A 25899-nucleotide genomic window follows, 5' to 3' on the forward strand; every position below is an offset into this window, starting at 1 on the left:
CGGAGGCTGTTTTCGTGCCGCGCCGTCGGTGGCGTTCGCCGTCGCCCTCACCAATCGCGGGTGGCGATGAGTTCCTCCGCGTCCGCGTCCGCGAAGCCGTAGGCCGTCGCGACGAACCAGAAGTCCTCTGCTATCTCTTCACGGGCAACCGTTTCGATCTCGCTCCCGGCCGCCTCGAACTCCTCCTCCAGCACGTTGAACTCCTCGGTGGCCGCATGCGTCAGGACGTACAGGGCTGTCAGGTCCGAGGGGCGCTCCGCCTCGATGCACTCGCACAACCGCAGCAGGATCGCCTTCCCCTTGTCGAGGACATGATCCGGGTAGTACGTGTCCGCGTAGAGCGGCCGAAGGAAAGCCCGCTCCGCTGCCTGCTGGTTGGTGATCGGCATGGTGTCCGCCCGTCTCTTTCGAGGAACCGATGGGGCGATCATTCATCACCCCACTGACACTGCTCCGTACCGCTGGCTGACGCCTCGGGCCCCTGTTCCCGGGGTGGAGCCGCTGTGGGATGCCGGTCCCGTGGTGTGCGGACGGAGGGGGCGTGCGGTGGGCGGGCCCGCATGCCCGAACTGCGGGGCGAGTCGGCGGCGCGGAGGTCATGTATCTGCGGAGCGGTTGGGGCGGGAGGAGGGTACCTGGACGCGGTGGGCGTACCGCCGTATGGCCCCCGTGCGGATTCGCGCTTGCGTGACTCGGCGTTAACTGGGCTCGGAGGCACCGAGTGTGACGGGGAACCCGCCCGTGTCCGCATGCGCCCACGACCGTCGAGGAGAGTCCGTGTCCGTGTCCCGTACGTCGGCTGTTCGGCGTCGTCCCCCGTATGCCGTCCGTGCCGGTACCTGCGTGGCCGCGATCGTGTTGCTCGCGGCCTGCGGGGATTCGGCGGGTTCCGACGCCGACACCGCCGTCGGCTCCCACGGGAAGTCGGCGGCGGCCACGTCCTCCGCCGTGCCCGGGACGAAGGGGACGCAGCCGAAAGGTTCGCAGACGGAGGGGCCGCAGACGAAGGGATCCGGGTCCGCGAAGCCGACGGAGGAGCGGCAGGCGGACGGGCCGCCGGGAAAGGCCGCCCCCGCCCCGCGTGCTCCGCGTCTCCGCCCCGGCCAGATCCCCGGACTGGGGTCACTGACCAGGGGCAGGATCCCGGCGGACGCCCGGCAGGCTCTCGTCGTCACCGGTGACTCCTACGACTCCAGCCTGTCCACCGCCGTTCTCTACACCCGCGACGCTCCCGGCGGGGGCTGGCGGGCGGTCACCCCTCGCTGGGAGGCACACAACGGGCTGAACGGCTGGGCCGACAAGCACTGGGAGAACGACTTGCGCACTCCGGTCGGGATCTACGGGCTGACGGCTGCGGGCGGGCTGTTCGCGCCGCCGAACACCGTGTTCCCGTACGAACAGGACCCGGCCTACTCGGTGAGCGGCGAGGGCTTTGACGGGGAACCTCTCGAAGGTTCCTTCGATTATGTCGTCGCGATCGACTACAACCGGACGCCCGGTGTCTCGCCCCTGGACCGGGAACGCCCGCTCGGGCAGGAACGAGGGGGCGGCATCTGGCTCCATGTGGACCACGGCGGCCCGACGCAGGGCTGTGTCTCGCTCTCCGAGAACCACATGAGGGAGCTGCTGAGGCTTCTCGACCCGAGGAAGAACCCGGTGGTGGTGATGGGGGACGCCGGATGGCTCGAAGGGTGACGGGGGGAGGCAGTGGGGGGCAGCCCCATGGGGAGCCGACTGGAGGACGGGGTGCGGCCGGTCGGTGGGCTGCGAAGTGCGGAGCGCGGCCGGGGCACGGAGCGCGGCCGGAGCATGGAGCGTGGCAGGGGTATGGAGCGCGGCCGGGGGCCGGGACCACTTGGTGGTGGTCCCGGCCCCCGGCCGTGTGCAGGTGGGGAGGGGAAGGCCCGGTTACGCGGGCTTCTCCTCCAGGCGGGGGAACAGCACCGCGCCCTTGGTGACCGTGGCGCCCGCCGGGAGCCGGCCCCAGCTACCCGCGTCCTGGACGCGCTGGTCGGCGAGTGCGCCCAGGGACGCCTCGGCGCCGAGGGAGTCCCACAGCTTCTGCGAGGTCTCCGGCATCACGGAGTTCAGCAGCACCGCGACGCCGCGCAGCGACTCGGCGGCGGTGTAGAGGATCGTCGCGAGGCGGGCCCGGCCCTCGGGGCTGGTGTCCTTGGCGACCTTCCACGGCTCCTGCTCCGTGATGTAGCCGTTGACCTGCTTCACGAAGTCGAAGATCGCCAGGATGCCCGCCTGGAAGTCCAGCTCCTCGCCGATCTTCCGGTCGGCCGTGGCGACGGCCTTCGCCAGGCCTTCCTGGACCGCCTTCTCCGCCTCACCCGGGGCGGTGGCCTCCGGGAGCGCGCCGTCGAAGTACTTGCCGACCATGGCGGCGACGCGGGAGGCGAGGTTGCCGTAGTCGTTGGCGAGCTCGGAGGTGTAGCGGGCGGAGAAGTCCTCCCAGGAGAACGAGCCGTCGCTGCCGAAGGCGATGGCGCGCAGGAAGTACCAGCGGTACGCGTCCACGCCGAAGTGCGAGGTGAGATCCTGCGGCTTGATGCCGGTCAGGTTCGACTTCGACATCTTCTCGCCGCCGACCATCAGCCAGCCGTTTGCGGCGACCTTGCCGGGCAGCGGCAGGCCCTGCGCCATCAGCATCGCGGGCCAGATCACCGCGTGGAAGCGGAGGATGTCCTTGCCCACCAGATGGACGTCGGCGGGGAAGGTGGCGTCGAACTTCTCCTGGTTGGCGCCGTAGCCGACCGCTGTGGCGTAGTTCAGCAGGGCGTCGACCCACACGTAGATGACGTGCTTCTCGTCCCACGGCACCGGGACGCCCCAGTCGAAGGTCGAGCGCGAGATGGAGAGGTCCTGAAGGCCCTGCTTGACGAAGTTCACTACCTCGTTGCGGGCGGACTCGGGCTGGATGAAGCCGGGGTTGTTCGCGTAGAACTCCATCAGCTTCGGGCCGTACGCGCTCAGCTTGAAGAAGTAGTTCTCCTCCTTGAGGATCTCCACCGGCTTCTTGTGGACCGCACACAGCTTGGTGCCGTTCTCGTCCTCGATGAGGTCGCCGGGGAGCTTGTACTCCTCGCAGCCCACGCAGTAGGGGCCCTCGTACCCGCCCTTGTAGATCTCGCCCTTGTCGTACAGGTCCTGCACGAACTCCTGCACCCGGTCGGTGTGGCGCTTCTCCGTCGTACGGATGAAGTCGTCGTTGGCGACGTTCAGGTGCTCCCAGAGGGGCTTCCACGCCTCCTCGACGAGCTTGTCGCACCACTCCTGCGGGGTGACGTCGTTCGCCTCGGCCGTGCGCATGATCTTCTGACCGTGCTCGTCCGTGCCGGTGAGGTACCACACCTTCTCGCCGCGCTGACGGTGCCAGCGGGTGAGCACGTCGCCTGCGACGGTCGTGTAGGCGTGGCCCAGGTGAGGAGCGTCGTTGACGTAGTAGATGGGGGTCGATACGTAGAAACTCTTCACGCCGTCGCCCCCTTGCTTCTCGGATCCAGTGGCCGCCATGGTCGAAATCCTAACGGCCTGCGGGAGATCGACTCACACGGATAAGCCCCGGGTCCGGCTCGTGGGAACGCCGGGACCGGTCCGTGGAACCCGCGGGAGCCGGGACGCGCGCCCGGGGCCGCCGACGAGGTCGTCACCGTCGCGACTCCCGGCCGCCGCCCTCCCCTGCCGGTTCCACACCTGGCCCACAGACGCCCCACAGGGCTTCTCAAGCGCCCCCACAGGGTTCCCCGTGACGGCGCAAAGAGACCTTTGCGAGACATCCATTCCCCCGACGAAGACGCATCCTGGTGGGGAGTGGACACGCATGTACGAGGCAGAGGACATCACGATGCGGGTACTGGTCGCCGAGGACGAAGAGATCTTGGCGGAGCTGGTCGCCACCGGGCTGCGGCGGGCCGGCTTCGCCGTCGACACGGTGTACAGCGGCGACGCGGCCCTCGCCTATCTGGGGCTGCACGACTACGACGTCGTCGTCCTCGACCGCGATCTGCCACGGGTGCACGGCGACGACGTGGCGCGGCGACTTGTCGCCACCGGTTCCCGGACCAGGATCCTGATGCTCACGGCGGCCGGTTCCATGGAGGACCGGGTCGCCGGACTCGATCTCGGTGCCGACGACTACCTGGGCAAACCGTTCGAGTTCCCCGAGCTGGTGTCGCGGGTACGGGCGCTGCGCCGTCGCAGCGCCCGCCCCGTGCCGCCGCAGCTCGAACGGCACGGCATCCGGCTCGACACCGTGCGGCGCACCGCTTCCCGGGAGGGCCGGGAGCTCGATCTCTCGCCGAAGGAGTTCTCGGTGCTCCAACTGCTGCTGGAGGCGGACGGCGGGACCGTCAGCGCGGAGGAACTGCTGGAGCGGGCCTGGGACGCCAACGCCGATCCTTCCCCGAGCTCGCGACTCGGTTCGAGCAGGGAGATGCCCCAGCCCGGTGCCGTCCGGGTCTGCATGAGCAAGCTGCGGGGGAAGCTGGGGGAACCGGCGCTGATCCGTACGGTGCAAGGCGTGGGGTACGTCCTGTGACGCGCTCGTCGCGCGACGCCCGTGCCGCGCGCACGTCGCGCGTGTCACCCATGTCCCGTACGTTTCGTTTCTCCCGTTCATCCTGTTCATCGGAATCGTCGGGATCGTTCAGTGGGCCATCGGGGTCGTTCCGTGGACGTTTCCTTCACGTCCCGCACGTTCAGCACTCCACGATCCGGACCCGGATCGCGCTCGTGTACGGGGGCGTCTTCCTGGTCCTGGGCACCGCGCTGCTCGCGACCGTCAACCTCGCCTCCCGCGCGGGCACGGACTCCCAGGCGCGGGACATCGCCCGCACCGCCGCGGTCGTCCAGCCGGGATACGCGGTGAACGGCCCTCTCGTCTACCGGCGCCCGCTCGGGCCGCCCACCGTCTACGACCTCACCGACCACGTCAGCGACGCGGCCGGCCACCAGTTGCTCATCTGGTCCGTCGCCGCGCTGCTGGTCATGACCGCCTGTGCGGTCGGCGTGGGGTGGTGGATCGCGGGACGTGTCCTGAGGCCCGTCCACGCCATGACCGCGAAGGCCCGCCGCCTGTCCGAGCACACACTCCACGAACGGATCGCGTCCAGCGGCCCCGACGACGAGCTCAAGGAGCTCGGCGACACGCTCGACGCGCTGCTGGCCCGGCTGGAGAAGGCGTTCGACAGCCAGCGACGGTTCATCGCCAACGCCTCGCACGAACTGCGGACACCGCTCGCCACCCAGCGGGCCGCGATCCAGATCGGTCTGGACAACCCGTCCCAGGAGGACCTGGTACGGACCCGGCAGACCCTCCTGGACAACAACCGGCGCAGCGAACGGCTCATCGAGGGGCTGCTGGTCCTGGCGCGCAGCGAGCGCGGGCTCGCGGCGGGCGAGCGGGAGGCGGTGGACTTCGCGCGGGTGGTGGTGGAGGAGGCGGCCCGGCGACCGGCCGCGAACGGTCGGTACCCGGACATGAAGGTCGACGCCGGACCGTGCACGGTGCGGGGGAACCGGATGCTGCTCGCCCAGCTGGCGGCCAATCTGCTGGCCAACGCCGTGACCTACAACGTGCCCGAGGGCGTTGTCGAGGTGTCGGTGGTGACGGCGGGCGACGGTGTGCTGCTGGAGGTGCGCAACACCGGACCGGAGGTGGACGCGGCGGACATTCCCGGGCTGTTCGAGCCGTTCCGGCGGGGTGAGGGGAAGGACCGGATGGGGCGGGGATCGGGGCTCGGCCTCTCGATCGTGCGGTCCATCGCCGTCGCGCACGGCGGTACGGTCACGGCTGTGCCGGGCCCCGGGGGCGGGCTCACCGTGACCGTACGCCTGCCGGCCGATCAGCCTTCGGTGTCCGCCGCGCGGTCCGCGATCCACGCGGGGAGGGCGGCCAGGATCTCGCGGTAGAACGTGGTGTCCGCGACCTCGCGGGGAGCGGGGCCCGCGTGGAAGAACCCGGCGTTCGGCGCGTCCAGCTTCCGCAGGAAGTCGAAGCCCTTCGCGTCCTCGTCGCCGAACGCGACGAACTGGAAGAACAGCGGCAGTCGCGCCGCGTCGGCGAGCGCCTGCTTGGCGGCCTGCTTGACGTCCGGCGGACCGTCCGTCTGGAAGACCACCAGGGCGGGACCGGTCGCGTCCGACTTCTCGTAGTGGGCGACGACCTCCTCGACGGCGCGGTGGTAGTTCGTGCGGCCGAGGCGTCCCAGGCCCGCGTTCAACTCGTCGATCCGGCCCTCGTGGTCGGCGAGTTCGACCGTGCCGGTGCCGTCGATGTCGGTCGAGAAGAAGACGACGTGGACGGTGGCGGCCTCGTCCAGATGCGCGGCGAGCGCCGCGGTGCGGTCGCCGAGGTGCTGGGCGCTGCCGTCCTTGTAGAACGGGCGCATGGAGCCGGAACGGTCCAGGACCAGGTAGACGGTGGCCCGCAGCCCGGTCAGGCCGTGCGTCTTCAGCCCGGACTGGGCGGCCTTGTACGCGTCGACGAGCCCGGGGGCGCGGGACTTGACCCGGGCGAGGGAGAGGGCCGGCTTCGCGGGAGCGGGAGCGGGAGCGGGAGCGGGAGCGGAGGTGGGGGTGGGGGTGCTGGGCGCGGTGGGAGCGGGGACGGAGACGGGGTCGGGGCCCGGCTCTGCGGTTTTGGCCTCGGGCTTGAGCTCGGGCTTGGGTTCGGCCTCGGGCTTGGTTTCGGTCGCGGTCGCGGTCGCGGGTTCGGCCTCAGGCTTGGTTTCGGTTTCCGGCTCGGGCGCGGTTTCGGCCTCGGGCTCGACCCTGACCTCGGCCTCGACCTCGGGCTTGACCTCGGCCTCGGATTCCGGCTTCGTGGGCGCGGTCGTGGCTTCGATCGGCTCGGGTTCGGCGGCCGGTTCGTCCACCGGCTCGGCGACCGGTTCGGCGACCGGTTCGGGCGCGGTGACCTCGGCCACCGGCTGGGGTTCGGGCTCCCGCGTCGGTTCCGGTGCCTGTTCCGGCGCCGGCGTCTCCGTCGGCTCGGCGGGAACATCGGCGGAGACCTGGTCACCGGCCTTCTCCGATGCCGTGGTTTCCTCGGCCACCGTGGTTTCCTCGGCCACCGGTTCGGGCTCGGCCACCGGTTCGAGCTCGGTGGCCGTCGACTCCCGGGGTTCGGTCTTCTTCGGCTCCGGTTCGCGCTCCGGGCTCTCGGCCTTCGGCTCCGGCTCCTGTTCCGGCTCCGGTTCCGTGGTCCTCGGGGTCGACCCCTGGGACGGAACAGTGGGGAGGGACGCCTTGTCGAAGGCGGCAGCCACCAGGTCCGATGCCAGGCCGCTGTCGCGATCGGCGGACCGGGGCGAAGCGGGGGCCGGGATCGAAGCCTTGGCGGCCGGGGCGGTTTCGCGCACCGGGGCGGTCTTCGCGGACGGCTCGTCCACCGTCTTCGTGGCCGCCTCCGACTCCGTGGGCGCGGTGCGTTCGGCCTGGGGCGGAACCGTGGCCGTCGGTGCCGGCACGTCCTGCTCCGCGCGGTCGCGGCCGAACACCTTGCGCAGCAAGCTCCGAATGCCCATGAACGAGGCCTTTCGCGTGAGTTGAGTGCGATGAAATGTCCGACCTGTGGGAATTGATCCCTGGCCAGGGCGGATACGTAAGGTTAGCGGCCGGATCCGGCCCTTCGTCGGCACGGCCCGCCCGTGTGGACGGCGATCCCGCGATCGGTCCACGTCCGTCACACCTTGTGCGCATGGAGTGCGGGCCCGACCTGTGTCGTTCGCATGTACTCCCGTGGCCCGGAGCCGTCTCGTTGGCGTGCGCGAGCGGTGTATCCGGCCCAAAGTCGGCCGCAGCGCCGTCCGTTGTTCACGCCTGTGGGCGGGCAGGGACCTCAGGGGAAAAGCGTCTCGTAGAACACGTCGTGGGGCGTGTGCCGTTGTGGACGGGACGATGCATTCCGGCCTCGTTCGTGTGACCGGCGGCGCAGTCGCTCCGGCGACGGCGCCGCCGTCCCCCGGGCGGCCTGGTCGGCGGAACCACCGGCGGCAACCGGCGGCAACCGGCGCTGCGCCACCGGACCGCACTACAGTCGTACGCATGGTTTCCGGTGAGGCGCCGCAGGCGGAAGGCAGTGTCCGGGTCGACGTCTGGATCTGGTCGGTCCGGCTGACGAAGACGCGTTCGCAGGCCACCGCCGCCTGCCGCGCGGGTCATGTGAAGGTCGCCGGCGAGCGAGCCAAGCCCGCCCAGACGGTGCGCGTCGGCGACGAGGTACGGCTTCGGCACGCGGGCCGGGACCGGATCGTGGTCGTGTCGAAGATCGTGAAGAAGCGCGTGGGGCCGCCGGTGGCGGCGGAGTGCTTCATCGACAACAGCCCGCCACCGCCGCCGCGCGAGGCGGCGGTCCAGGTGCCGGTACGGGACCGGGGTGCCGGACGGCCGACCAAGCGGGACCGGCGCGAGATGGAGCGGCTGCGGGGGAGCGGGCCCGCCCTGTGACGATCGGGCCGTGGCCGCCTACGGCTGCGGCGAGGCGATCGCCCGGGCCGCCGCCACCTCCTGACGCAGCGGAGCCAGCACACCCCGGTCGTCGCCGGGCACCTCCGTCCGGACGTCGACCAGGTCCTCGCCGGCGCGTATCCCGTCCGCCAGTTCCCGCAACTGCCGCCGGATCGCCGCCACCTCCTCGGCGGGCGGCTCGGGTGCCCCGTGATCGACCCGGACCCGGGCCGCCGTCGCCGCGTCCACGACGCGTTCGACCGCGACCACCAGTGGCCACCACGCGGCGGCCCGGGTGCCGACCGGTGGCGGTTCCGTCAGGGCCCGCTGGAATTCGGAGCGCACGACCGACAGATCGCGGTAGATCCGGCGCCGGGCCCGCACCCGCTCCGCGGCTGTCGATTCGCCGCCGGTGGTGGTGCCGTCGATGGTGGTGGTTTCGGGCCCGTCCGGCCCACCGGCGCCCTGCCCTTCGAACGCGCACGCCACGTAGTCGGCGATGTCCGCCACCGCGTCCGCGAGCCGGTGCCCGACCCGGACGTGCCAGCTCTCCGGCCACAGCAGGTAGCCCGCGACCAGCACGATCGCGCAGCCGATCAGGCTGTCCAGGAAACGCGGCAGGACCAGGTGGACGCCCTGGTGGTTCAACAGGTCGGACAGCAGCAGGATGACCGGGGTGATGGCCGCGGTCTGGAACGCGTATCCCTTCGCCGTGAGCGCCGGGATCAGCGCCGCGAGCACCACCATCACCGGCACGTCCCACCAGCCGATCGGTACCTCGGCGAGCACCGGGGCGGCGATCACCAGACCGGCCGCGGTGCCCACCGAGCGCAGTACGGCCCGCGAGAAGACCGAGCCGAAGTCGGGTTTCAGGACGAACGTCACGGTCAGCGCGACCCAGTAGGAGCGCGGGACCGGGATCAGCGAGGTGAGCGCCTGGGCCAGGCCGATGCACAGGGCCAGGCGGAGCCCGTACCGCCACGAGGCCCCGGAGAACAGCACGGCGCGCGTCGTGCGGCGCACGCGTACTCCGAGGGCGGCGGGGCGGCCGAGCCGGTCGTCGACGTTGTACGGGTCGGGATCGGCCTTGTGCACGACGGCCGCCGCGTGCCGCAGCGCGGCGTCCACCGCCCGGGCGGCCGGAAGATCCGGTGCGAGCAGGGTGAGCGCGGGGTCATCGGTGCGGCTCTCCTCGACGGCGGCGGCAAGATCGCGCACCGCCGCCGGGATCGCGTCCGGCAGCGGGCGTCGCCGCACATGCACCGCGGGCGCGGCCTCCACGAGCGGGATGACGACGTTGAGCTGGGCGAGCAGCCGCACCATGGCGTTGCTGCGGCCGTGGTAGCGGGCCCGGCGGGCCAGGATCAGGTCGTAGGAGGTGTTGAGGGACTGGGTGACTGCCTGCCGCCGTTCCTCGTACGCGTCGGTGCCGGCGGCCTCCAGCAGGTCGGCCACGGCGAGGTAGGTGTCCGCGACCGCCACCCGTTCCGGCAGTTTGCCGCGCAGCGGCCACGCCAGCAGGGTCAGCGCGAGGACGAACAGGCCGCCGACCGTGAGCAGCAGCGGTGCCACCCACCAGGGGTCCGGCATCGGGAGTCCGGCGCCGACCACCGCGTTGAGCAGGAGCAGCAGACCGGACACGGAGGCGATGGCGCCGATCGTCGACATCATCCCGGAGACCAGGCCGACCACCGTCAGCGCGGCGACCGCCGTCCAGCCGGTTCCGTACACCAGCGTGCCGAGCATGATGCCGAGTGCGCCGAAGAGCTGCGGCACGGCGATGTTGAGGACGCGCATCCGGTACGCGTCGGCGGTGTCGCCGATGACGCCGGAGAGCGCGCCCATGGAGACCAGCGCCCCGTACGCGGGACGGTCCAGCGCGAACCCGACGGCGAGCGGGGCGGCCAGGGCGATCGAGGCGCGGACGACAGCGGCCCGGGCGATGGGGGTGGACGGCCGGGGCCGCAGCCCGCTCAGCAGCCACGGGGGCGGGGCGGCGCGCCTGCGTCCGGATTCGGCCTCCGTGTCGGTCATGGTGTCCCCCTGCGCGGTGTTCTCGGAGCCCCGCGGTGTTCTTGGAGCCTCGTCGGGTGACCTTCGACCGGAAGGCGGACGCGGCATGGTGCGTGCGATTCCGAGGTGCCGGGACGGCCCGGTGGTGGAGTCACCACCGTACGCAGGAGGGACTGCTCGTCCGCGGCGAGGCCTGCTTCCCGGACGGGCGCGGGACGGGTGCGGTGCGGCTCCGGGGCGGTCTTTCGGGGGACCCGGGACGGCTTGCGCCCGTCTTCCGGACCGACGCGGGGCGGGCCGGGGCGGTCTTTCGGGGGACCCGGGACGGTCTGTGTCCGCTTCCCGGGGACGCGGGACGGTCCGGGCGTGCGGGCCGGACGGCCGGGGGTCAGAGCACCAGGACGGTCTTGCCGCGCGCGCCGCCCGCCCGGTTCCGGTCGAGGGCCTGCGGGGCCTTCTCCAGCGGGAGTTCGATGTCGATGGGGACGCGCAGCATGCCCTCGGCGGCGCCTGCGGCCAAGACGTCGAGCAGCACCGGGCTGGGTTCGAGCCGGAAGTCGATACCGGTCACACCGGCGGGGAGCGCGGCTCGCCCGGCCACGCCTCGGGTGGTGAGGGCGGTGCCTCCGGCGCGCACCAGCGCGGCGCGGGCGGCGAAGGCGTCCGGATCGGTGGCGACCAGGTCGACCAGCGCGTCCACACCGTTCGGGAACATCTCCCGCACCGCCGTTTCGAGGGGGCGGTACACCGTGTCGATCGTGGCAGCGGCGCCCAGGTCCGCCATTCGCCGCCGCTCGTCGCCGCGTACGGCCGCGATCACGCGGATGTCCCGGGCCGCCGCGAGCTGGGTCAGCAGGCTGCCGACGCCGCCCGCCGCCCCGACGACCAGCAGGCTCTCGTGGCCGCGGAGCGCCACGGTCTCCAGGATCTGGGCGGCTGCCGTCCCGGCGGACGGCAGCGCCGCGGCGACATCGAGGGGCAGCCCGGGCGGAACGAGGGCGACCGCGGAGTCCTGCGCCACGGTCGTGTAGTCGCAATACGTGCCGATGCCGGTGCCGGAGGAAGGACCGGCGGCCCGGCCGAAGACCGGGTCGCCGACCCGGAAGCGGTTCGGCCCGTTGCCGATCATGTCCACCCGGCCCGCGAAGTCCACCCCGACGACCAGTGGGAACACCTGGGAGGTGCTGTCGTCCGGGGAGCGTTGCGCGGCCTGCCAGTCGCACGGGTTGAGAGCGGTGTACTCGACCCGGACCCGGATTTCCCCGGCCCCCGGCTCCGGCTTGGGAATCTCGATGAGTTCGGGCTCGGCCCGGAACGCGCTGACGGCTATCGCTCGCATGCGGAAGACCTTTCAGTCGTCCCCGATCCGACGGTCATGAGAACCACTTTTCCCCGGCTCGTCCACCGACGCACGTCGAGTCCGGCCCGGCCACCGGTGGGTGCGTACGGCGTACAGCGCCGCCGCGCACAGCGCCACCGCGAGTCCCGCGCCGAACACGGTCCACACCGTGGTGCGCAGCGATTCCGTCAGCGCGTCGTACACCGCCGCCGCACCGCCCGTCTCGCCGTCCGGCACCTCGGCCAGCACCCGGCTGCGGGCGATCGCGATCACCGCGCGCAGCACCAGCGCCCCCAGCGCGAAGCCGAGGCCGACCACCGCCGTGGCCAGGAGCGCGGCGTGGATGCCCCGCCGCCGTACGGGACCGCCGCGCAACCGTCCCACGACCGCGGCCGCGCCCACCGTCAGCACCGCGAACACCACCGTGCCGACGGCCGGCCAGAGGCTGCCGGTGCGCAGCAGGCGGAAGCTCCGGCGCAACTGCTCGGCCCGGTCGGCGGAGATGAGCGTGATGTCGGTGTGCTGGACCGGAATCCGGTCGGCGAACGGCACCCCGTTCTCCTCCAGGTTCTTCCTGACCTGCTCGGTCACCGGGGCCAGATCGATGGTCACGGCCTCGCCGGTGTCGCCGTCCAGGGCGGCGGTGACGGCCTGGTGGGCGGTGCGGTTGGCGGCGTCCCACGCGTCCCGGAAGGCGTCGGTGGTGGTGAAGGACAGCACCGCCCGGTGCAGGAAGTCCCGCACGGTGCCCTGGAGCGGACCCGCGTCGATCTGCTTCGTCGTCGCGTCGGTGATCAGGCCCGCGACCGTGTCGCGGACCTGGGGATCGGAGGCGAGCGGGGACACCGCGGCGACGTACCGGTCGGTGTCGTCGATCTCCAGGTCCACCCAGGCGGACAGCGCGCTCAGCGGAACGAGCAGGGCGAGCAGCACCAGCACCGCGCCCGCCCATGTCGCCGAGAGATACGTCCGCACCTCTCCAGGAAATCCCGTGCCCCGGTGCCGCGCCCCGGACCGTACGCCATCCGAGTTGCCGGGTGGGGCGGCCGGGTGTGCCCTGGATGGAGACCGGCGACGGAAGGAGTTCTCCGCCATGGCCACTCACGCAGCGATGCCGACACGCCGACGGACCCGGGGCCGGGGCCGGGCGCATGCGCGTCGGAGCAGCACGTTCGCCTGGGCCGTACCCGCCGTGCTGGGTGCGGCGTACGGCCTGTACGCGTCGTTCATCCTCCGCAACAACGGCGCGACCGGCTACCGGCAGTTCTGGTACGGCCTGATCACCGCGGCGGTGCTCGCGGTGCTCTGCTTCGGGCTGGGGCGGATCCAGCGCTCCATGCTGCCGTTGGTGCGGGCGGCGGCCTACGGGGCGCTGACAGCCGCGTCGATCGGCCTGCTGGTGGGGCTGACGGGGTCGAGCGTGCTGAGGTCCTCGGCGCTGGGACTGTCGGTCGGGCTGGGGATGTTCGTCACCATGTTCTACATCTTCTACACGCACGAGAGAACGTGACCCGTTGCGCGTACGAGAGCGCATGACCCGTACGCGCACGGGAGGAACCTGACCCGTTACGCGCACGGGAGGACCTGACCCGGTCTCCGGGAACCGGTCCGGGGCGCGTTCTTCTCCCGGACACGACGACGGGCCCGCACAGTCCTTGTGCGAGCCCGTCGTCATCCCGTCCGGCCGTGGCCGTGTCGTCCGGCCGTGCTGTCGGATCGTGCGGTCAGGTCATGTGGTCCGGTCGTCGGTCAGTCGCGTACGACGGTCACCGGGCACGGGGCATGCTGGGTGACGTGGAGGCTGACCGAGCCGAGCAGGGTCGCCTTGAAGCCGCTGTACCCACGCGCCCCGACGACCAGCAGGTTCGCGCCCTTGGCCCGCTCCAGCAGGGACTGGGCGGGGTTGCCGATCACCACGATCTTGCTGACCGCTGCCGCGCCCTCGGCGCCCAGGGCCTCCTCCAGCGCCTCGTTCAGCGACACGGTCGCCACGGCCTGCGGGTCGAAGTCCTCAGGCATGCCCGGCATCATGGACGCCCAACTGGTCGCCGGGTACTCCCAGCTGTTGACGGCCTCCACCGTGTCACCGGTCAGTTCCGCCTGGCGTACGGCCCAGTGCAGTGCCTTGATCGACGACTCGGAGCCGTCAACGCCCACCACGATCCTGCCCATCACTGCCTCCAGCTAGGTTTCGGCTCAGTGCGCGGAGGCGTCGTGCGCGGACATGCGAAGGAACCCCGCACATGTACTTCGTACGACGCATCTTTCACGGCAACTCTAATCAAACCGGACAGCCCCGCCCGGGCGGGGGGTCCCGGCGGGGTCCGACGCGGTGGATCAGTCCAGTCGCAGGTCGGCGAGGTGCTGCTCGAACGGCACCACCTCGTCGTCGAGGCCGTGTGCCCTCGACGCCCCGGACGCCGCCCGGCCGCCCGTGATCATGGTGGCGAGTTCGCCGCCCGCCCGCCGGATGCGGGAGGGCAGGCCGTCGGTGTACTCGTCGCCGGACGCGCCCCAGTCCTCCGACGCCGCGTAGACGGAGGTCGGTACGACGGTGGCGCGCAGGTAGGCGAAGAGCGGGCGCATCGCGTGTTCCAGGACCAGCGAGTGGCGGGCGGTGCCGCCCGTCGCCGCGATGACGACGGGCTTGCCGGTCAGCGCCGTGTTGTCGATCAGGTCGAAGAACGACTTGAACAGCCCGCTGTACGACGCGGTGAAGACCGGCGAGACGGCGATCAGGCCGTCGGCCCCGGTCACCTCCTTGATCGCCTGTTCCAGGGCGGCGGGCGGGAACCCGGCCACCAGGTGGTTCGCGATGTCGACGGCGAGGTCGCGCAGGTCGATCACCCGGATCTCGACCGTGCGGTCCTGCTCGGCGAGCAGGCGTTCGCGGGCGGCGCCGGCCAGCCGCTCGGCCAGCAGCCGGGTCGACGAGGGGCTGCTCAGCCCGGCCGAGACGGCGACGATCCGCACGGGTTCGGTGGTGAAGGCGAGGGGTGCGGTGGACACGGTGGTCAGACCTCCTTGGCGGCGGCGCGGGCGGCGGCGACGGCCGGGTGGACGGGCGCGGAGTCCGGGACCCCGGCCGGGCGCAGGTTGGCGAACTCCTCGCGCAGCACCGGGACGACCTCCTCGCCGAGGATGTCGAGCTGCTCCAGGACCGTCTTCAGCGGCAGTCCCGCGTGGTCCATCAGGAACAGCTGGCGCTGGTAGTCGCCGACGGCGTCCCGGAAGGACAGGGTCCGCTCGATGACCTCCTGCGGGGAGCCGACGGTCAGCGGGGTCTCGCGGGTGAAGTCCTCCAGCGAGGGCCCGTGTCCGTAGACCGGCGCGTTGTCGAAGTACGGGCGGAACTCCCGTACCGCGTCCTGCGAGTTCTTCCGCATGAACACCTGGCCGCCGAGGCCCACGACGGCCTGCTCGGCGGTGCCGTGCCCGTAGTGCGCGTACCGCTGCCGGTAGAGCCTCACCATCTTCTTCGTGTGCTCCATGGGCCAGAAGATGTTGTTGTGGAAGAACCCGTCGCCGTAGTAGGCGGCCTGCTCGGCGATCTCCGGGGAGCGGATGGAGCCGTGCCAGACGAACGGCGGGACGCCGTCCAGCGGGCGCGGGGTCGCGGTGAAGGACTGCAGCGGCGTACGGAACTTGCCCTCCCAGTCGACGACGTCCTCGCGCCACAGCTTGTGCAGCAGGGCGTAGTTCTCGATGGCGAGCGGGATGCCCTGGCGGATGTCCTTGCCGAACCAGGGGTAGACCGGTCCGGTGTTGCCGCGGCCCATCATCAGGTCGACCCGGCCGTCCGCGAGGTGCTGGAGGGTCGCGTAGTCCTCGGCGATCTTCACCGGGTCGTTGGTGGTGATCAGCGTGGTGGACGTGGACAGGATCAGTTTCTCGGTGCGGGCGGCGATGTAGCCGAGCGTGGTCGTGGGCGAGGACGGGACGAACGGCGGGTTGTGGTGCTCGCCGGTCGCGAAGACGTCGAGGCCGACCTCCTCCGCCTTCTGCGCGATGGCGAGCGTGGCCTTGATCCGCTCGTGCTCGCTCGGTGTCCTGCCGGTCGTCGGGTCGGTGGTGACGTCTCCGACGGTGAAGATGCCGAACTCCATGGCGCCCGCCTCCTGAGCTGATGAATGGTTTTTGTTGAACGTTGAACTATGTGAACACACCCTACAACGGGGTGCCTCCCCGGCCTATTCCGCGCGGTGCCGTGGCGGCCGTACGTACCCTGGACAGGATGCGCGGGCCGGACGCGACCCGTGCCGGACGGAGGCACGGAGGCGGAACTGTGGGCGAGAACGACGGGAGTGCCGGCGATGGCGTCGGCGGCAGCGGTGGCGGCAGCGAGCGCTGGAAGGAGCGCGGTGTCGCGCTGAGGGTCTTCGTGTACGTCTTCGCCACGCACCTCTTCGCGGGCTTCGTCTGGATCCTCTTCTACGTGGGTGAGCACGCCGAGAAGTGACGGACGGCCGGGTGCCCCCGCTGTCCCCGCAGCAGCCGCCGTGAACCGGTACGGACCGGCACGGGGCCGGTCATGGAAATGACCGCCCGGGGCGCAGCCGCGCCGCTAGAATCGCCCCCATGATCCCCGTACCGTGCCGCAACTGGTGGCGCTCCTCCTAGGAGCGGCCACTCCATCTGCACGGAACCAGGGCCGTTCGAAACGGACGGCCCTTCTTCTTCGCCCTCGCACGGGTTTCGCCCTCGTACGGGTACGGATGCCGCCGAAGGCGGCGGGGCCGTCCTCCACGCAAACCGTACTCGCGAGGAGACAAGCCCCATGAGCAGCACAGCCGCGGTCACCGCCGCCGCATCCGCCACCACGGAACCCGACCCCGCCCGGCACCGCACCGCCGAGCTGGAGCAGCGGATCCTCCGCGCCCCGGACCGGTTCCGGGTGATGACCGGGGACCGGCCGACCGGGCCGCTGCACCTCGGGCACTACTTCGGCACCCTCCACAACCGGGTCCGGCTCCAGGACCTCGGCGTGGACGTCTTCGTGATCATCGCCGACTACCAGGTGCTCACCGACCGGGACGTCGCCGACCGGCTCACCGAGCACATGGAGGCCATGGTCCTGGACTACCTGGCCGTCGGGATCGACCCCGACCGCTCGACGATCTTCCACCACAGCGCCGTGCCCGCGCTCAACCAGCTCATGCTGCCCTTTCTCAGCCTGGTCTCCGTCGCCGAACTGAACCGGAACCCCACCGTCAAGGACGAGATCGCGCATTCCCGGCAGTCCGCCGTCAGCGGGCTGATGTTCACGTACCCCGTGCACCAGGCCGCCGACATCCTGTTCTGCAAGGGCAACCTGGTGCCGGTCGGACGGGACCAGCTACCGCATCTCGAAGTGACCCGGACCGTCGCGCGGCGCTTCAACGAGCGGTACGGGGAGGTGTTCCCGGAGCCGGACGCCCTGCTCTCCGCCGCGCCGCTGCTGCTGGGCACCGACGGCACCAAGATGAGCAAGAGCCGCGGCAACTCCGTCCCGCTGGCCGCCACCGCCGATGAGACGGCCCGGCTGATCAGAAGCGCGACGACCGACGCTGACCGGCGCATCACCTACGCACCGGAGACCCGGCCGGGCGTGTCCTCGCTCGTCCTGCTGGCGGCGCTCTGTCTGGACCGCGACCCGCACGCGGTGGCCGAGGAGATCGGCGACGGGGGCGCCGCCGCGCTCAAGCGGACGGTGACCGAGGCCGTCAACAGCCGGATGGCGCCGGTCCGGGCCCGGCGGGCGGAGCTCGCGCGGGACATGGGGTACGTGCGGTCGGTGCTCCGGGCCGGGAACGTGCGCGCGAACGAGGCCGCCGAGGCCACGCTGGGGGAGGTGCGGGAGGCGATGCGCGGCGTGGTGTGACGACCGCGGGCGGGGCCGTGCGCGGCATGGCCGGGGCCCGTACGTGGCGTGGGCGGGGCCCTGCGCGGCGCGGGTGACCGTGCTCCGTCCGTCTCTCGACCGCCGGCCGGTCGGGTGCCCGTGATCCGGCACCCGGCCGGCCGCTCAGGTGTCCTGTCGGTCCTCCGTCGGCCAGGCGCCCCGGGCCGCCGTGTCCAGGATCAGGGCGGCGATGTTCCAGGCGTCGTCGGCGCCGCTGTGGTGGCGGCCCTCCAGCGGGAGGCCCGCCACCCGCAGCGCCTCGGCCATGCCGGGGCGCTTGCGCAGACCGTGCGCGGCAGTGAAGGGCAACTTGGCGTTGGTGTGACGGTGACCGAACGGGTAGCGGGTGCCGGTGGCCCGGCACTGGCGGACGAACTGGTTGCGGTCGTAGTCGCCCCAGCTCGCCCAGGGACGTATGCCCGCCCGGTGCTCCGACGCCAGCAGCCGGCAGGCTTCGGCGAAGGACACGCCCGTGTCCACCTCGGCCTGGGTGAGACCGGTCAGTTCGGTGCAGAAGGCGCTGACCGTGGACCGGGCGGGCCGGACCAGGATCCGGTGGCGGGCCACCCTTCCCCGGGCTCCCGACCCCGTTCGCGCAGGGGAGACCCCGTCGGGCGCGCGCAGGTCGAGGACCGTCAGCCCGATCTCGATGATCTCGCTGACCGCACCCGGGGGCGGTTGCCCGTCCCAGCAGGTCGCCTCGATGTCGATCACGTTGAGGAGGTCGGGGAAGTCGGTGTCCATGGGGGCAGGGTAGGGGCGGGCGCATGGTGGGGCACCCGGATTTCGGCCGTGCGAACCGCCCCGAGCACCCCTCCCCGTGGACTGCTCCCGAGGCCTTCGGGGCCATCCGGCCGCCCTCAGGCCCCCGGGCTCATCCGGCGCCGCCCCCGCAGCAGTTCGGCGAGGCCGCGACGGGTCGCGGCGATCACCACGCGGTCCTGCGGGCGCAGTACGTACCCCGGGTGCAGGTCCCAGACCAGTCCCGACGGGCGGTCCGGGCCGCCCGGGGCGGCCATCGTCAGATCCGGGCTGCGGTCCTCGGGCGGGGTGGCGTCCAGGGCAAGCACCCGCCAGGCACCCGGCTGGAACGCCTGCTCCACGGTCCGCCCCTCCAGGTGCCGGTGGCCCGCCACCTCGATCGCCGCGAACAGCATCACCTTCCGTTCCACCGGGATGGCACCAAGAATCTGACGCCCCATCATGGCGACCGCGAACGACGGGGCCGCGAGGTGGGAGACGGACCGGGAGCGGGTCACGGCCTGCGGGTGGGCGGTGCGCAGGGTGCGGTAGACGGCGGTCGCGAACTCGTCGTCGAACAGCCGCAGCGCCACCCGCAGGTCCTGCTTGACCGAACGGGCGTAGAGCGCGGCCTCCAGGTTGGTGGTGTCGATGCTGGTCAGGGCGAGCAGGGCGCGGGAGCGGTGGATCTTCGCCGCCTCCAGTACGCCTTCCTGGGTGACGTCGCCGATGACCACCGGGACGTGCAGCCGACGGGCCACCGGGATGCCGCGCGCGTCCGGGTCCTCCTCCACGCACACCACGGGAATGTCCAGTTCGCGCAGCCGGACCAGGACCCGGGTGCCGATCTTGCCGAGCCCGAGCAGCACCACATGGCCCGACAGCCCCCGGGGCGGACGGCGCAGCGAGGACACCGTGCGCAGCGAGCCGAAGGCCTCCAGGACGGCCGCGACGAGCAGCGGGAGCAGCATCAACCCGGCGACACCGGAGAGGAGCTGGATGATCTGGCGCGGCGCCTCGTCCTCGACGGCGGGGTCGCCCATCGCGAACAGGTCCAGCAGCGTCAGGTACGCGGCCTGCAGCGGGCTTTCGCCGGTGGTGAGCGTCGACGCGACGGCGAGGGCGACGACGGCGAGGCCGACACCCAGCGCGGACCAGCGCAGCCGCCGCGAGAAGATCTGGCTGAGCGGTGCGCCCCTGCCGCCCATCCGGGTCGGCGGTGCGGTCGGGTCGGCCTGGCTGACCGCTTCCAGGACGACCGTGCCGCGGCCGGTCGCCGAGGCGATGTCCCTCTCGTCCGGGAGGAGTTGGGGGCCGTCGGCGCTGCTGTCGGAGCCCTCGGTGCCCGCCGGGTCGTGCGTGGTGGAGGACAGCAGGGCGAGGGTGCACAGGCCGGGGTCGGCGATCCTGCCGTCCTCGGGCGGGGTGCGCTCGGCGGCGCGCAGCAGCAGGCCCTCGGCCTGGATCACCTTGCTGGAACCGGTGAGCGCGGTCGCGGCGAGGGCGGGGGCGGCGGTGTCGGCGTCGGAGAGGACGGTGGTGGAGGCGTCCAGCGCGGCCCGGTCGAGGCCGGGGGCGGTGACGGCGGCGGCCTGGTCGAGCAGCGTCTCCAGATGCTGGCCCAGCTTGCGGTTGTAGAGCCGGATGACCAGCCGGAGGCGGGGGTTGAGGCGGCGTGCGGTCAGCGCGGCGCGGATGTTGCGCTCGTCGTCGTCGTAGACCAGGGCCAGTGCGGATGCCGTCTCGACTCCCGCCTCCTCGAACGCCTCGTCGGAGGGTTCGGGGGCCTCCAGGATGCGTACCGCCTCCACGCCGGCGTTGGTGTCGGAGCTGTCGATGGTGAGCACGCCGGAGGCGGTGTCGGACTGGTCGTCGCCCGGGGCTCCCCCGTTGCCGGCGCCGCCCAGGTTGCGGTTCATCGCCGCCGACATCCGGCCGAAGAGGGTGGCCGCGCGTCCGCGGCCGGTCAGCGGCAGCTCGGAGCGGCGTGCGTCGGGTCCCGGCGGGAGCAGCAGGGTGACCCGCTCGCCGTACACGTAGCGCAGTTCCACCGCCAGCCGGCGGGCGAGGGCGTCGTCGCCGCAGACGACCATGTGGCCGTGGGATGAGGACCGTTGGGGCTGTGGGGGGAGAGTCGACACGTGTCCCAGCATGCCTTGCCCTCCCCGTGTGTTCGAGTGTTTCGGACCGTTCAGTGATCGTCGTCGACCGCCGGGCGGGGGGCCGCGTGCCGGGGCGGTGGGGTGGTGAGGACGTGGCGCGGGTCGGCGACCCGGACGATCGCCGACTCGACCGCCGCGATCCGGTCCGCGAGCAGTCCCAGCGCGGCGACGGCCCGTGCCATGGGGTCGCCGTCCGGGCCGCCGAGGGCCTGGGTACGGACGTAGGAGGCGGTGATCTCCGCCCAGCGGGCCGCCTGTCCGGCGCTGAGCCCGCCGCGCAGTGCGGCCAGCTTCAGCAGGTTGGACTCGGCGCCCGTGGTGAGGGTCTGCGCCTCGCCGGAGTAGTGGTCGTCGATGACGGCCGCGATCTCGGCGTCGTTCATCACCGGCACGATCCGTTCGGCGATCTTGTTCATGTTGCGGTACGAGCCCTGGAGCCGGAACGGTGGTTCGGTGCGGGTCTCGTCGGTCTGCGCGGCCGAGGCGATGTACGCGGCGTTCACCGCGAGCACCGTGTCCCGGGCGGTCAGCAGATGGCGCAGCACCGCCGTGATCCGCTCCACCTCGGCGGGCGGGTACGGGTGGTCGAGCCGGTCCGGGCGGGCGTCGGGGTCGGTGCCGGAGGCGAGCCGCACGAACAGCGCGAGGTCCTCGCGGGAGCGTCCGGCGAGCGGTGCCAGCACCGGGTTCGCGGTGAGCGCGTTCTCGACGAAGCTCAGCGCGAAGACGTCCTCGCGGCCGGTCAGCACGTCGCCGAGGTTCCACACGTCGGCCCGGTTGGCGAGCATGTCGGGGATGCGGAACCTGGCCCCGGACTCGGTGTACGGGTTGCCCGCCATGCACACCGCGAACCGCTTGCCGCGCAGGTCGTAGGTGCGCGGCTCGCCGTCCCGCACGCCTTCGATCCGACGGGTGGCGTCGCACAGCGGGATGAACTTCTGGAGCAGTTCGGGCGAGGTGTGCTGGATGTCGTCGAGGTAGAGCAGGGTGTTGTTGCCCGCCTCCAGCGCGAAGTTGATCTTCTCGATCTCCTGGCGGGCGGTCGCGCCGCGTGCCTGGGACGGGTCGAGGGACGTCACGTCGTGGCCGAGGTTCGGGCCGCTGATCTTGACGAGGACCAGTCCGAGGCGGTCGGCGACGTACTCCATGAGCGTCGTCTTGCCGTATCCGGGCGGCGACACCAGGAGCAGCAGCCCCTGCGAGTCGGTGCGCCGGTCCGCGTCGGCGGTGCCGAGCTGCTTGGCGAGGCTGTCGCCGATCAGCGGCAGGTACACCTCGTCCAGCAGCCGGTTGCGGACGAACGCCGACATGACGCGCGGCCGGTGGTCGTCCAGGCGCAGCCGGGTGCGTTCTGCGGAGACGAGTTCGGTGCGCAGGCGTTGGTAGGCGCGGAAGCCGGGGACCGCGGTGGCGCGGAACTCGGCGGTGCGGGCGAGGAGTTCGTCGAGCCGGACGGTCATCCGTCCCCGGTCGACGCGGGGGTGGGTGCCGAGCAGGCCGTCGACGGTCGTGGTGAGCGGAGCCTCGCAGTCGTACCGGTCGAGCGCCGGTGCCGGGCACAGCTCCACGGCGACGGCCTCCGCCAGGTCGCCCGGGCCGATGTCGTGGCCGCTCGCCGACGCGTACGAGGTGAGCCATCCCTCGACGACCTGGCGGCGGGCGGGCAGGTCGTCGCGGAGGGCGGCCAGGTCCTCGTCGTATGCCGAGGAGCCGGTGGCGCGGCGGAACTTCTCCAGGAAGGTGCGGGCCCCGGCGCTGGTGACGAAGCCGTCCGGGCCGCCGGTCAGCTCCTCGAAGAGGTACCCGGCGACGGCTTGCGGGGCGACGGCCCCGAAGTCCCCGGCGCCGATGACGCCCGCCCATTCCTCCTGGAGGGCCGCCACGGCCGGGGCGAGGCCGAAGGTCTCCCGGGCGCGGGCCAGGGACGCGGCCCGCCGGGTCCAGGAGGTGCGCCTCGCCTCGTCCGTGCCGTGCGCCCAGAACAACTGGGCGGCGGCCCGGACGGCGGGCGGGAAGCGCAGCAGTCCGGCCCCGGCGCGCAGCTCCAGCAGGGCGGCGAGGATCGCTGTCGCGTCCTCGTCGTGCACCCCGCGCTGGTGCCCCTCGTCGTACGCGGCGGCGGCCGAATCCCGTACCAGAGAGGAGAGTTCGGCGGGTTCCAGGCCGGCGAGGGAGTCCGCGCCGTGCTCGTCGAGCAGTCGGGCGGCCAGGTGCTCGGCGCGGTAGACGTCCGCCGATTCGGAGGGCAGGGTCCGGTCCCAGTACGGGCGGGTCGATGCGAACTCCGGGTCGCCGACCGGGGCCCGGTAGTCGGTGCCGGTCAGGGCGAAGGCGAGGGCGTCGCCCTGCGGCACGAGCGTCAGGTCGAACGGCTGGGTGTTCACCGCGAACCGGTGCCGTCCCAGCCGGATCGTGGCGCCGCCGTCCGCGTACAGCTCGCCTCGGTCGCGCAGCGCCCGCCCGGCCTCCTGGCGGGCGGCCAGCAACCGCCCGTCCAGTTCCTCGGCACGCACCGGGTCGCCGAGTTCCCGCAGCTCGTCCGCGGTGCGACGGACCTTCGCGACCATCGGGTCGGACGCGAAGTAGGTGTGCACGGCGTCCGGGTCGGGCAGCGCGGCGATCCGCCGGGACACCGTCTCCAGGACCCGGGACGCCGAGTCCGCGAGCCTCTCCGCCCGCCGGGCGCGGGAGTCCTGGAGGGTCTGCTTGCGGGCCGAGAACGCCTCGTACACCTCGGTACGGCGTTCGCCCAGTTCCGCGAGGAAGTCGTCGAACTCCGCGAACCGCGACTCCAGGTTCTCCAACTGGAGCAGCAGACGGGCGAGTTGTTCGTCGCAGGCGTCGGGGGTGTTGGCGGCGGCCAGGGCCCCGGTGACGGCCTGTCCGAGCAGAGCGAACTCGGCGGCGAACTCGGCGCGGCCCTCGTGGTCGAGGAGTTCGCGGCGGCGCGCGTCCAGGGTCGCGCGGGCCCGGTTGACGCCGCCCAGGACCTCGGCGATCCGCTCCAGGATCGACGTGCGGACGGTGGCGTCGCCGATGTCGAGCCCAGCGACGACGTCCGTGACGGTGCTCAGCCCGTCCGTCATCCCGGTCAGCCGGTCGCCGAGCGCGGCGGCGTCCGCGACGGTGGCGAGTGCCGCCGCCTGTTCGGTGAGCCGGGCGATGTCGGCGTGGTGGTCGGCGAACGCGTCGTCCCTGCCGAGGAAGGCGACGGCGCGTCGGCCCGCCGCCTCGATGTCCTCGGCGGTGGCGGCGGTCAGCTCGGCGATCTTCTCGGTGTCCGCGTACCGCATCTCGGCGAGCGACACCACTTGGCCCTGGGCGTTGCGGAGTTCGGTGAGCTGGGCGACCCAGTCGGCGGCCGATCGCGGGGCCTCGCCGCGGATGCGGCGGACCAGCGCGGTGAGCCGGTCGGTGGTCCCGTCCAGCGCCTCGGCGGCCTGCCGGGTCAGCTCCCGTACCGTCTCGAACTCGCCGACGACCTGCTGCGCGGTGGCCCGCAGCTCCGCCAGCGGGTCGGCGAGGTCGCCGAGTTCGGCGTCGCCGAGCCAGTGGTAGCGGTCGGTGGTGCGGGCGCAGTCGGCGACCAGTCGCGCGTAGACGGCGGAGGTCGGGGTGGTCTCGGTGGCGCTGTGCGCGAGCGCCAGGCAGTCGGAGATGCCGCGCACCAGGTCGGCGTTGCCGATCCGGGCGAGCGGGCCCGTCCCGGCGGGCCGGGAGGCGGCGTGGGTGTCGGAGACGAACGGGGTCAGCCAGCGCTGCACCGGGTGGACCCGTGCCGGTTCGTCGCCCGCGGTGCCCGCCCGCAGCAGGACGAGGGTGCCGTCGTCGAGCAGGGCGTGGCCGCGGCCCTGGAGCGGGGTGGCGACCTCCTGCCGGATCAGGTTGTACGGCAGCAGCAGGCCGCGCCCGTCGACCGGGGAGCGGAAGACGTACAGGACGTCCTCGCCGTTCGGGGAACGGACCGCGCCCTCGAAGACCGGGTCGGTGAGCGGTTGTGCGATGTCGAAGGTCTTCACGGTGCCGGTGGTGAGGTAGTAGCCGCCGGGGAAGATGATCCCCTGGTCCTCCGGGAGGCGGTGACAGGCGGGCCCGATGCCGTCCAGGCGCTCGACGGTGCCGAGCAGCGTGTTGAAGACCAGGTGCCGCCGTTGCTCCTCGTTGTACGGGCGGACGCGCAGCAGTACCAGGGGGCCGATGACGGCGTACTCGACCTCGGCGTCGGCCAGCGACTGGAGGGGTTCGGCTACCGGCTCCTCGTAGATCCCCTCGGGGGTGTCGGTGTCGTTGACCGTCTTGACGGTGAGGGTGCCGCCCAGGGTGTCGACGAACAGGATCCCGCCCGTGCCGTCCGCGTCCCCGCCGATCGCGATGTGCGGGTGCCGGCCCGGCACGTGGGACTCCCGGCCCGCGACGGTCCAGGTGAAGTCGTGCGACGGCGGGAAGACGTGGTCGCGGTCGCCGCGCGCGTCGAGGAAGGCGCCGGGCGAGCCGTCCGGCCCGAGCGCCCAGCGCAGCACCCGGACGTCGTCGGCGTTCACGCCGGTGCGGAAGACGGCGAGCAGCTTGCCGTCCACCCGGCGCAGCCGCAGCAGCCGGGCGTCGCGGTAGTAGCGGTGCAGCGAGGCGAACTCGCGGACGAAGCTCTCGTCGGCGAGCAGACCCTCCCCGTCCGGTTCGGCCAGCTCGGGCCCGTAGAGCGCGAGTACGTCACCGACCGGGACCGGGTCCACCGCCCCGGGCCCGCGCTCGAAGCCGAACAGCAGCCGTCCGCCGACGGCCACCAGGTCGCGCGGTACGCACGCCTGCTCGGTGCGGATCTGCTCGGTGCCGGCCAGCCGCAGCTCGGTCGAGCCGAACTCCTCGGTGCGGCGGGCGTTGAGCTTCTCGGCGCGGCCCGCCAGTTCGGCGGCCCGCTCGTGGAGCCGACGGCGCAGCACCTCGTACGTTCCCGCGTCCACGGGGCCGCCGGCGGGCGGTGCGGTCGTGGTCTCGGTGTCCATGCGTACGGCTCCCTACGAGGTGTGCGGTGCGGGTGGTGCGGGTGGTGGGGCCCGTCCGGCTCTCAGGGCCTGCCGGGTGACCTCTGACCGGGTGGCCACGACCTGGCACGCACGCTTCCGGTGTTGCCGGAATGACCGAGCAGCTCCACCACTGGGTCATCCCGACACCTTGGAATCGCACGCACCGTGCCGCGCCCGCCTTCCGGTCGAAGGCCACCCGCCAGGCCCTGAGCCGTGCCGTCGAACCAGTGGCGTCCTGCCGGACGCCGGCGGATACCGGTGCGACGACACGACCCGGGGACG

Annotated in this window: 19 protein-coding genes; 7 read left to right on the forward strand and 12 right to left on the reverse strand. The window is 72.3% G+C overall.

Annotated elements, in window-relative coordinates:
* Positions 1-47: 47 nt before the first annotated feature.
* Positions 48-389 carry a DUF5713 family protein gene (locus tag ACF1CT_RS06310; RefSeq protein WP_391782580.1) on the reverse strand — a complete coding sequence of 114 codons (342 nt, stop codon included), beginning with the start codon at positions 387-389 and terminating at the stop codon, positions 48-50.
* 454 nt (positions 390-843) lie between these two features.
* Here ACF1CT_RS06310 and ACF1CT_RS06315 point away from each other — a divergent pair, with 454 nt between their 5' ends.
* Entirely contained in the window at positions 844-1695 is an 852-nt protein-coding gene (locus tag ACF1CT_RS06315) for a L,D-transpeptidase family protein (protein WP_391782581.1), read from the forward strand.
* Between the two features lie 213 nt (positions 1696-1908).
* Here ACF1CT_RS06315 and metG read toward each other — a convergent pair whose 3' ends face one another.
* On the reverse strand, positions 1909-3522 hold the full coding sequence (metG, locus tag ACF1CT_RS06320; protein WP_391782582.1) for a methionine--tRNA ligase: 1614 nt from the start codon (positions 3520-3522) through the stop codon (positions 1909-1911).
* 331 nt (positions 3523-3853) lie between these two features.
* On the opposite strand from metG, the gene ACF1CT_RS06325 reads away from it, so the two are divergent.
* Together ACF1CT_RS06325 and ACF1CT_RS06330 are read left to right on the forward strand one after the other, a co-directional pair.
* A complete protein-coding gene (locus ACF1CT_RS06325) occupies positions 3854-4546 on the forward strand; it encodes a response regulator transcription factor (protein WP_391782648.1) in 693 nt (230 codons plus the stop codon).
* 194 nt (positions 4547-4740) lie between these two features.
* Complete coding sequence (locus ACF1CT_RS06330; RefSeq protein WP_391782583.1) at positions 4741-5919, forward strand: sensor histidine kinase; 1179 nt, start codon at positions 4741-4743, stop codon at positions 5917-5919.
* On the opposite strand, the gene ACF1CT_RS06335 is transcribed toward ACF1CT_RS06330, so the two are convergent.
* A complete protein-coding gene (locus ACF1CT_RS06335) occupies positions 5853-7535 on the reverse strand; it encodes a VWA domain-containing protein (RefSeq protein ID WP_391782584.1) in 1683 nt (560 codons plus the stop codon). The genes ACF1CT_RS06330 and ACF1CT_RS06335 overlap by 67 nt on opposite strands.
* Positions 7536-8055: 520 nt before the next feature.
* Here ACF1CT_RS06335 and ACF1CT_RS06340 point away from each other — a divergent pair.
* Positions 8056-8457: an RNA-binding S4 domain-containing protein gene (locus ACF1CT_RS06340; protein WP_391782585.1), complete on the forward strand. Its 402-nt coding sequence runs from the start codon at positions 8056-8058 to the stop codon at positions 8455-8457.
* Positions 8458-8475: 18 nt separating this feature from the next.
* Here the strand turns inward: ACF1CT_RS06340 and ACF1CT_RS06345 are convergent, their stop codons facing one another.
* The 3 genes from ACF1CT_RS06345 to ACF1CT_RS06355 all read right to left on the reverse strand — a co-directional run bounded on the left by ACF1CT_RS06345 (position 8476) and on the right by ACF1CT_RS06355 (position 12784).
* A complete protein-coding gene (locus ACF1CT_RS06345) occupies positions 8476-10491 on the reverse strand; it encodes an FUSC family protein (RefSeq protein ID WP_391782586.1) in 2016 nt (671 codons plus the stop codon).
* A gap of 367 nt (positions 10492-10858) precedes the next feature.
* Complete coding sequence (locus ACF1CT_RS06350) at positions 10859-11809, reverse strand: NADP-dependent oxidoreductase (RefSeq protein ID WP_391782587.1); 951 nt, start codon at positions 11807-11809, stop codon at positions 10859-10861.
* Positions 11810-11821: 12 nt separating this feature from the next.
* On the reverse strand, positions 11822-12784 hold the full coding sequence (locus tag ACF1CT_RS06355; protein WP_391782588.1) for a hypothetical protein: 963 nt from the start codon (positions 12782-12784) through the stop codon (positions 11822-11824).
* A gap of 118 nt (positions 12785-12902) precedes the next feature.
* Here ACF1CT_RS06355 and ACF1CT_RS06360 point away from each other — a divergent pair, with 118 nt between their 5' ends.
* Positions 12903-13319 (forward strand): hypothetical protein, encoded by a 417-nt coding sequence (locus ACF1CT_RS06360; protein ID WP_391782589.1) that lies wholly within the window; start codon positions 12903-12905, stop codon positions 13317-13319.
* Between the two features lie 239 nt (positions 13320-13558).
* Here the strand turns inward: ACF1CT_RS06360 and ACF1CT_RS06365 are convergent, their stop codons facing one another.
* The 3 genes from ACF1CT_RS06365 to ACF1CT_RS06375 form a co-directional block, all read right to left on the reverse strand.
* Positions 13559-13981 carry a universal stress protein gene (locus ACF1CT_RS06365; protein WP_391782590.1) on the reverse strand — a complete coding sequence of 141 codons (423 nt, stop codon included), beginning with the start codon at positions 13979-13981 and terminating at the stop codon, positions 13559-13561.
* A gap of 165 nt (positions 13982-14146) precedes the next feature.
* The gene (locus ACF1CT_RS06370; protein ID WP_391782591.1) at positions 14147-14818 is read right to left on the reverse strand and encodes an FMN reductase; all 672 of its coding nucleotides are present in this window, start codon (positions 14816-14818) and stop codon (positions 14147-14149) included.
* Positions 14819-14823: 5 nt separating this feature from the next.
* On the reverse strand, positions 14824-15915 hold the full coding sequence (locus tag ACF1CT_RS06375; RefSeq protein WP_391782592.1) for an LLM class flavin-dependent oxidoreductase: 1092 nt from the start codon (positions 15913-15915) through the stop codon (positions 14824-14826).
* Between the two features lie 179 nt (positions 15916-16094).
* Between ACF1CT_RS06375 and ACF1CT_RS06380 the strand changes: the two genes are divergently transcribed.
* Both ACF1CT_RS06380 and trpS read left to right on the forward strand, forming a co-directional pair.
* Positions 16095-16268 (forward strand): DUF6126 family protein, encoded by a 174-nt coding sequence (locus ACF1CT_RS06380; protein ID WP_391782593.1) that lies wholly within the window; start codon positions 16095-16097, stop codon positions 16266-16268.
* Between the two features lie 318 nt (positions 16269-16586).
* On the forward strand, positions 16587-17669 hold the full coding sequence (gene trpS / locus ACF1CT_RS06385) for a tryptophan--tRNA ligase (RefSeq protein ID WP_391782594.1): 1083 nt from the start codon (positions 16587-16589) through the stop codon (positions 17667-17669).
* A gap of 144 nt (positions 17670-17813) precedes the next feature.
* Here trpS and ACF1CT_RS06390 read toward each other — a convergent pair whose 3' ends face one another.
* The 3 genes from ACF1CT_RS06390 to ACF1CT_RS06400 all read right to left on the reverse strand — a co-directional run bounded on the left by ACF1CT_RS06390 (position 17814) and on the right by ACF1CT_RS06400 (position 25596).
* Positions 17814-18434 (reverse strand): exonuclease domain-containing protein, encoded by a 621-nt coding sequence (locus ACF1CT_RS06390; protein WP_391782595.1) that lies wholly within the window; start codon positions 18432-18434, stop codon positions 17814-17816.
* A gap of 116 nt (positions 18435-18550) precedes the next feature.
* Positions 18551-20584: an NAD-binding protein gene (locus ACF1CT_RS06395; RefSeq protein WP_391782596.1), complete on the reverse strand. Its 2034-nt coding sequence runs from the start codon at positions 20582-20584 to the stop codon at positions 18551-18553.
* A gap of 38 nt (positions 20585-20622) precedes the next feature.
* Positions 20623-25596: a DNA repair ATPase gene (locus tag ACF1CT_RS06400; protein WP_391782597.1), complete on the reverse strand. Its 4974-nt coding sequence runs from the start codon at positions 25594-25596 to the stop codon at positions 20623-20625.
* Between the last annotated feature and the right edge of the window lie 303 nt (positions 25597-25899).

The organism is Streptomyces sp. NPDC014734 (assembly GCF_043083325.1).
Classification (GTDB): domain Bacteria; phylum Actinomycetota; class Actinomycetes; order Streptomycetales; family Streptomycetaceae; genus Streptomyces.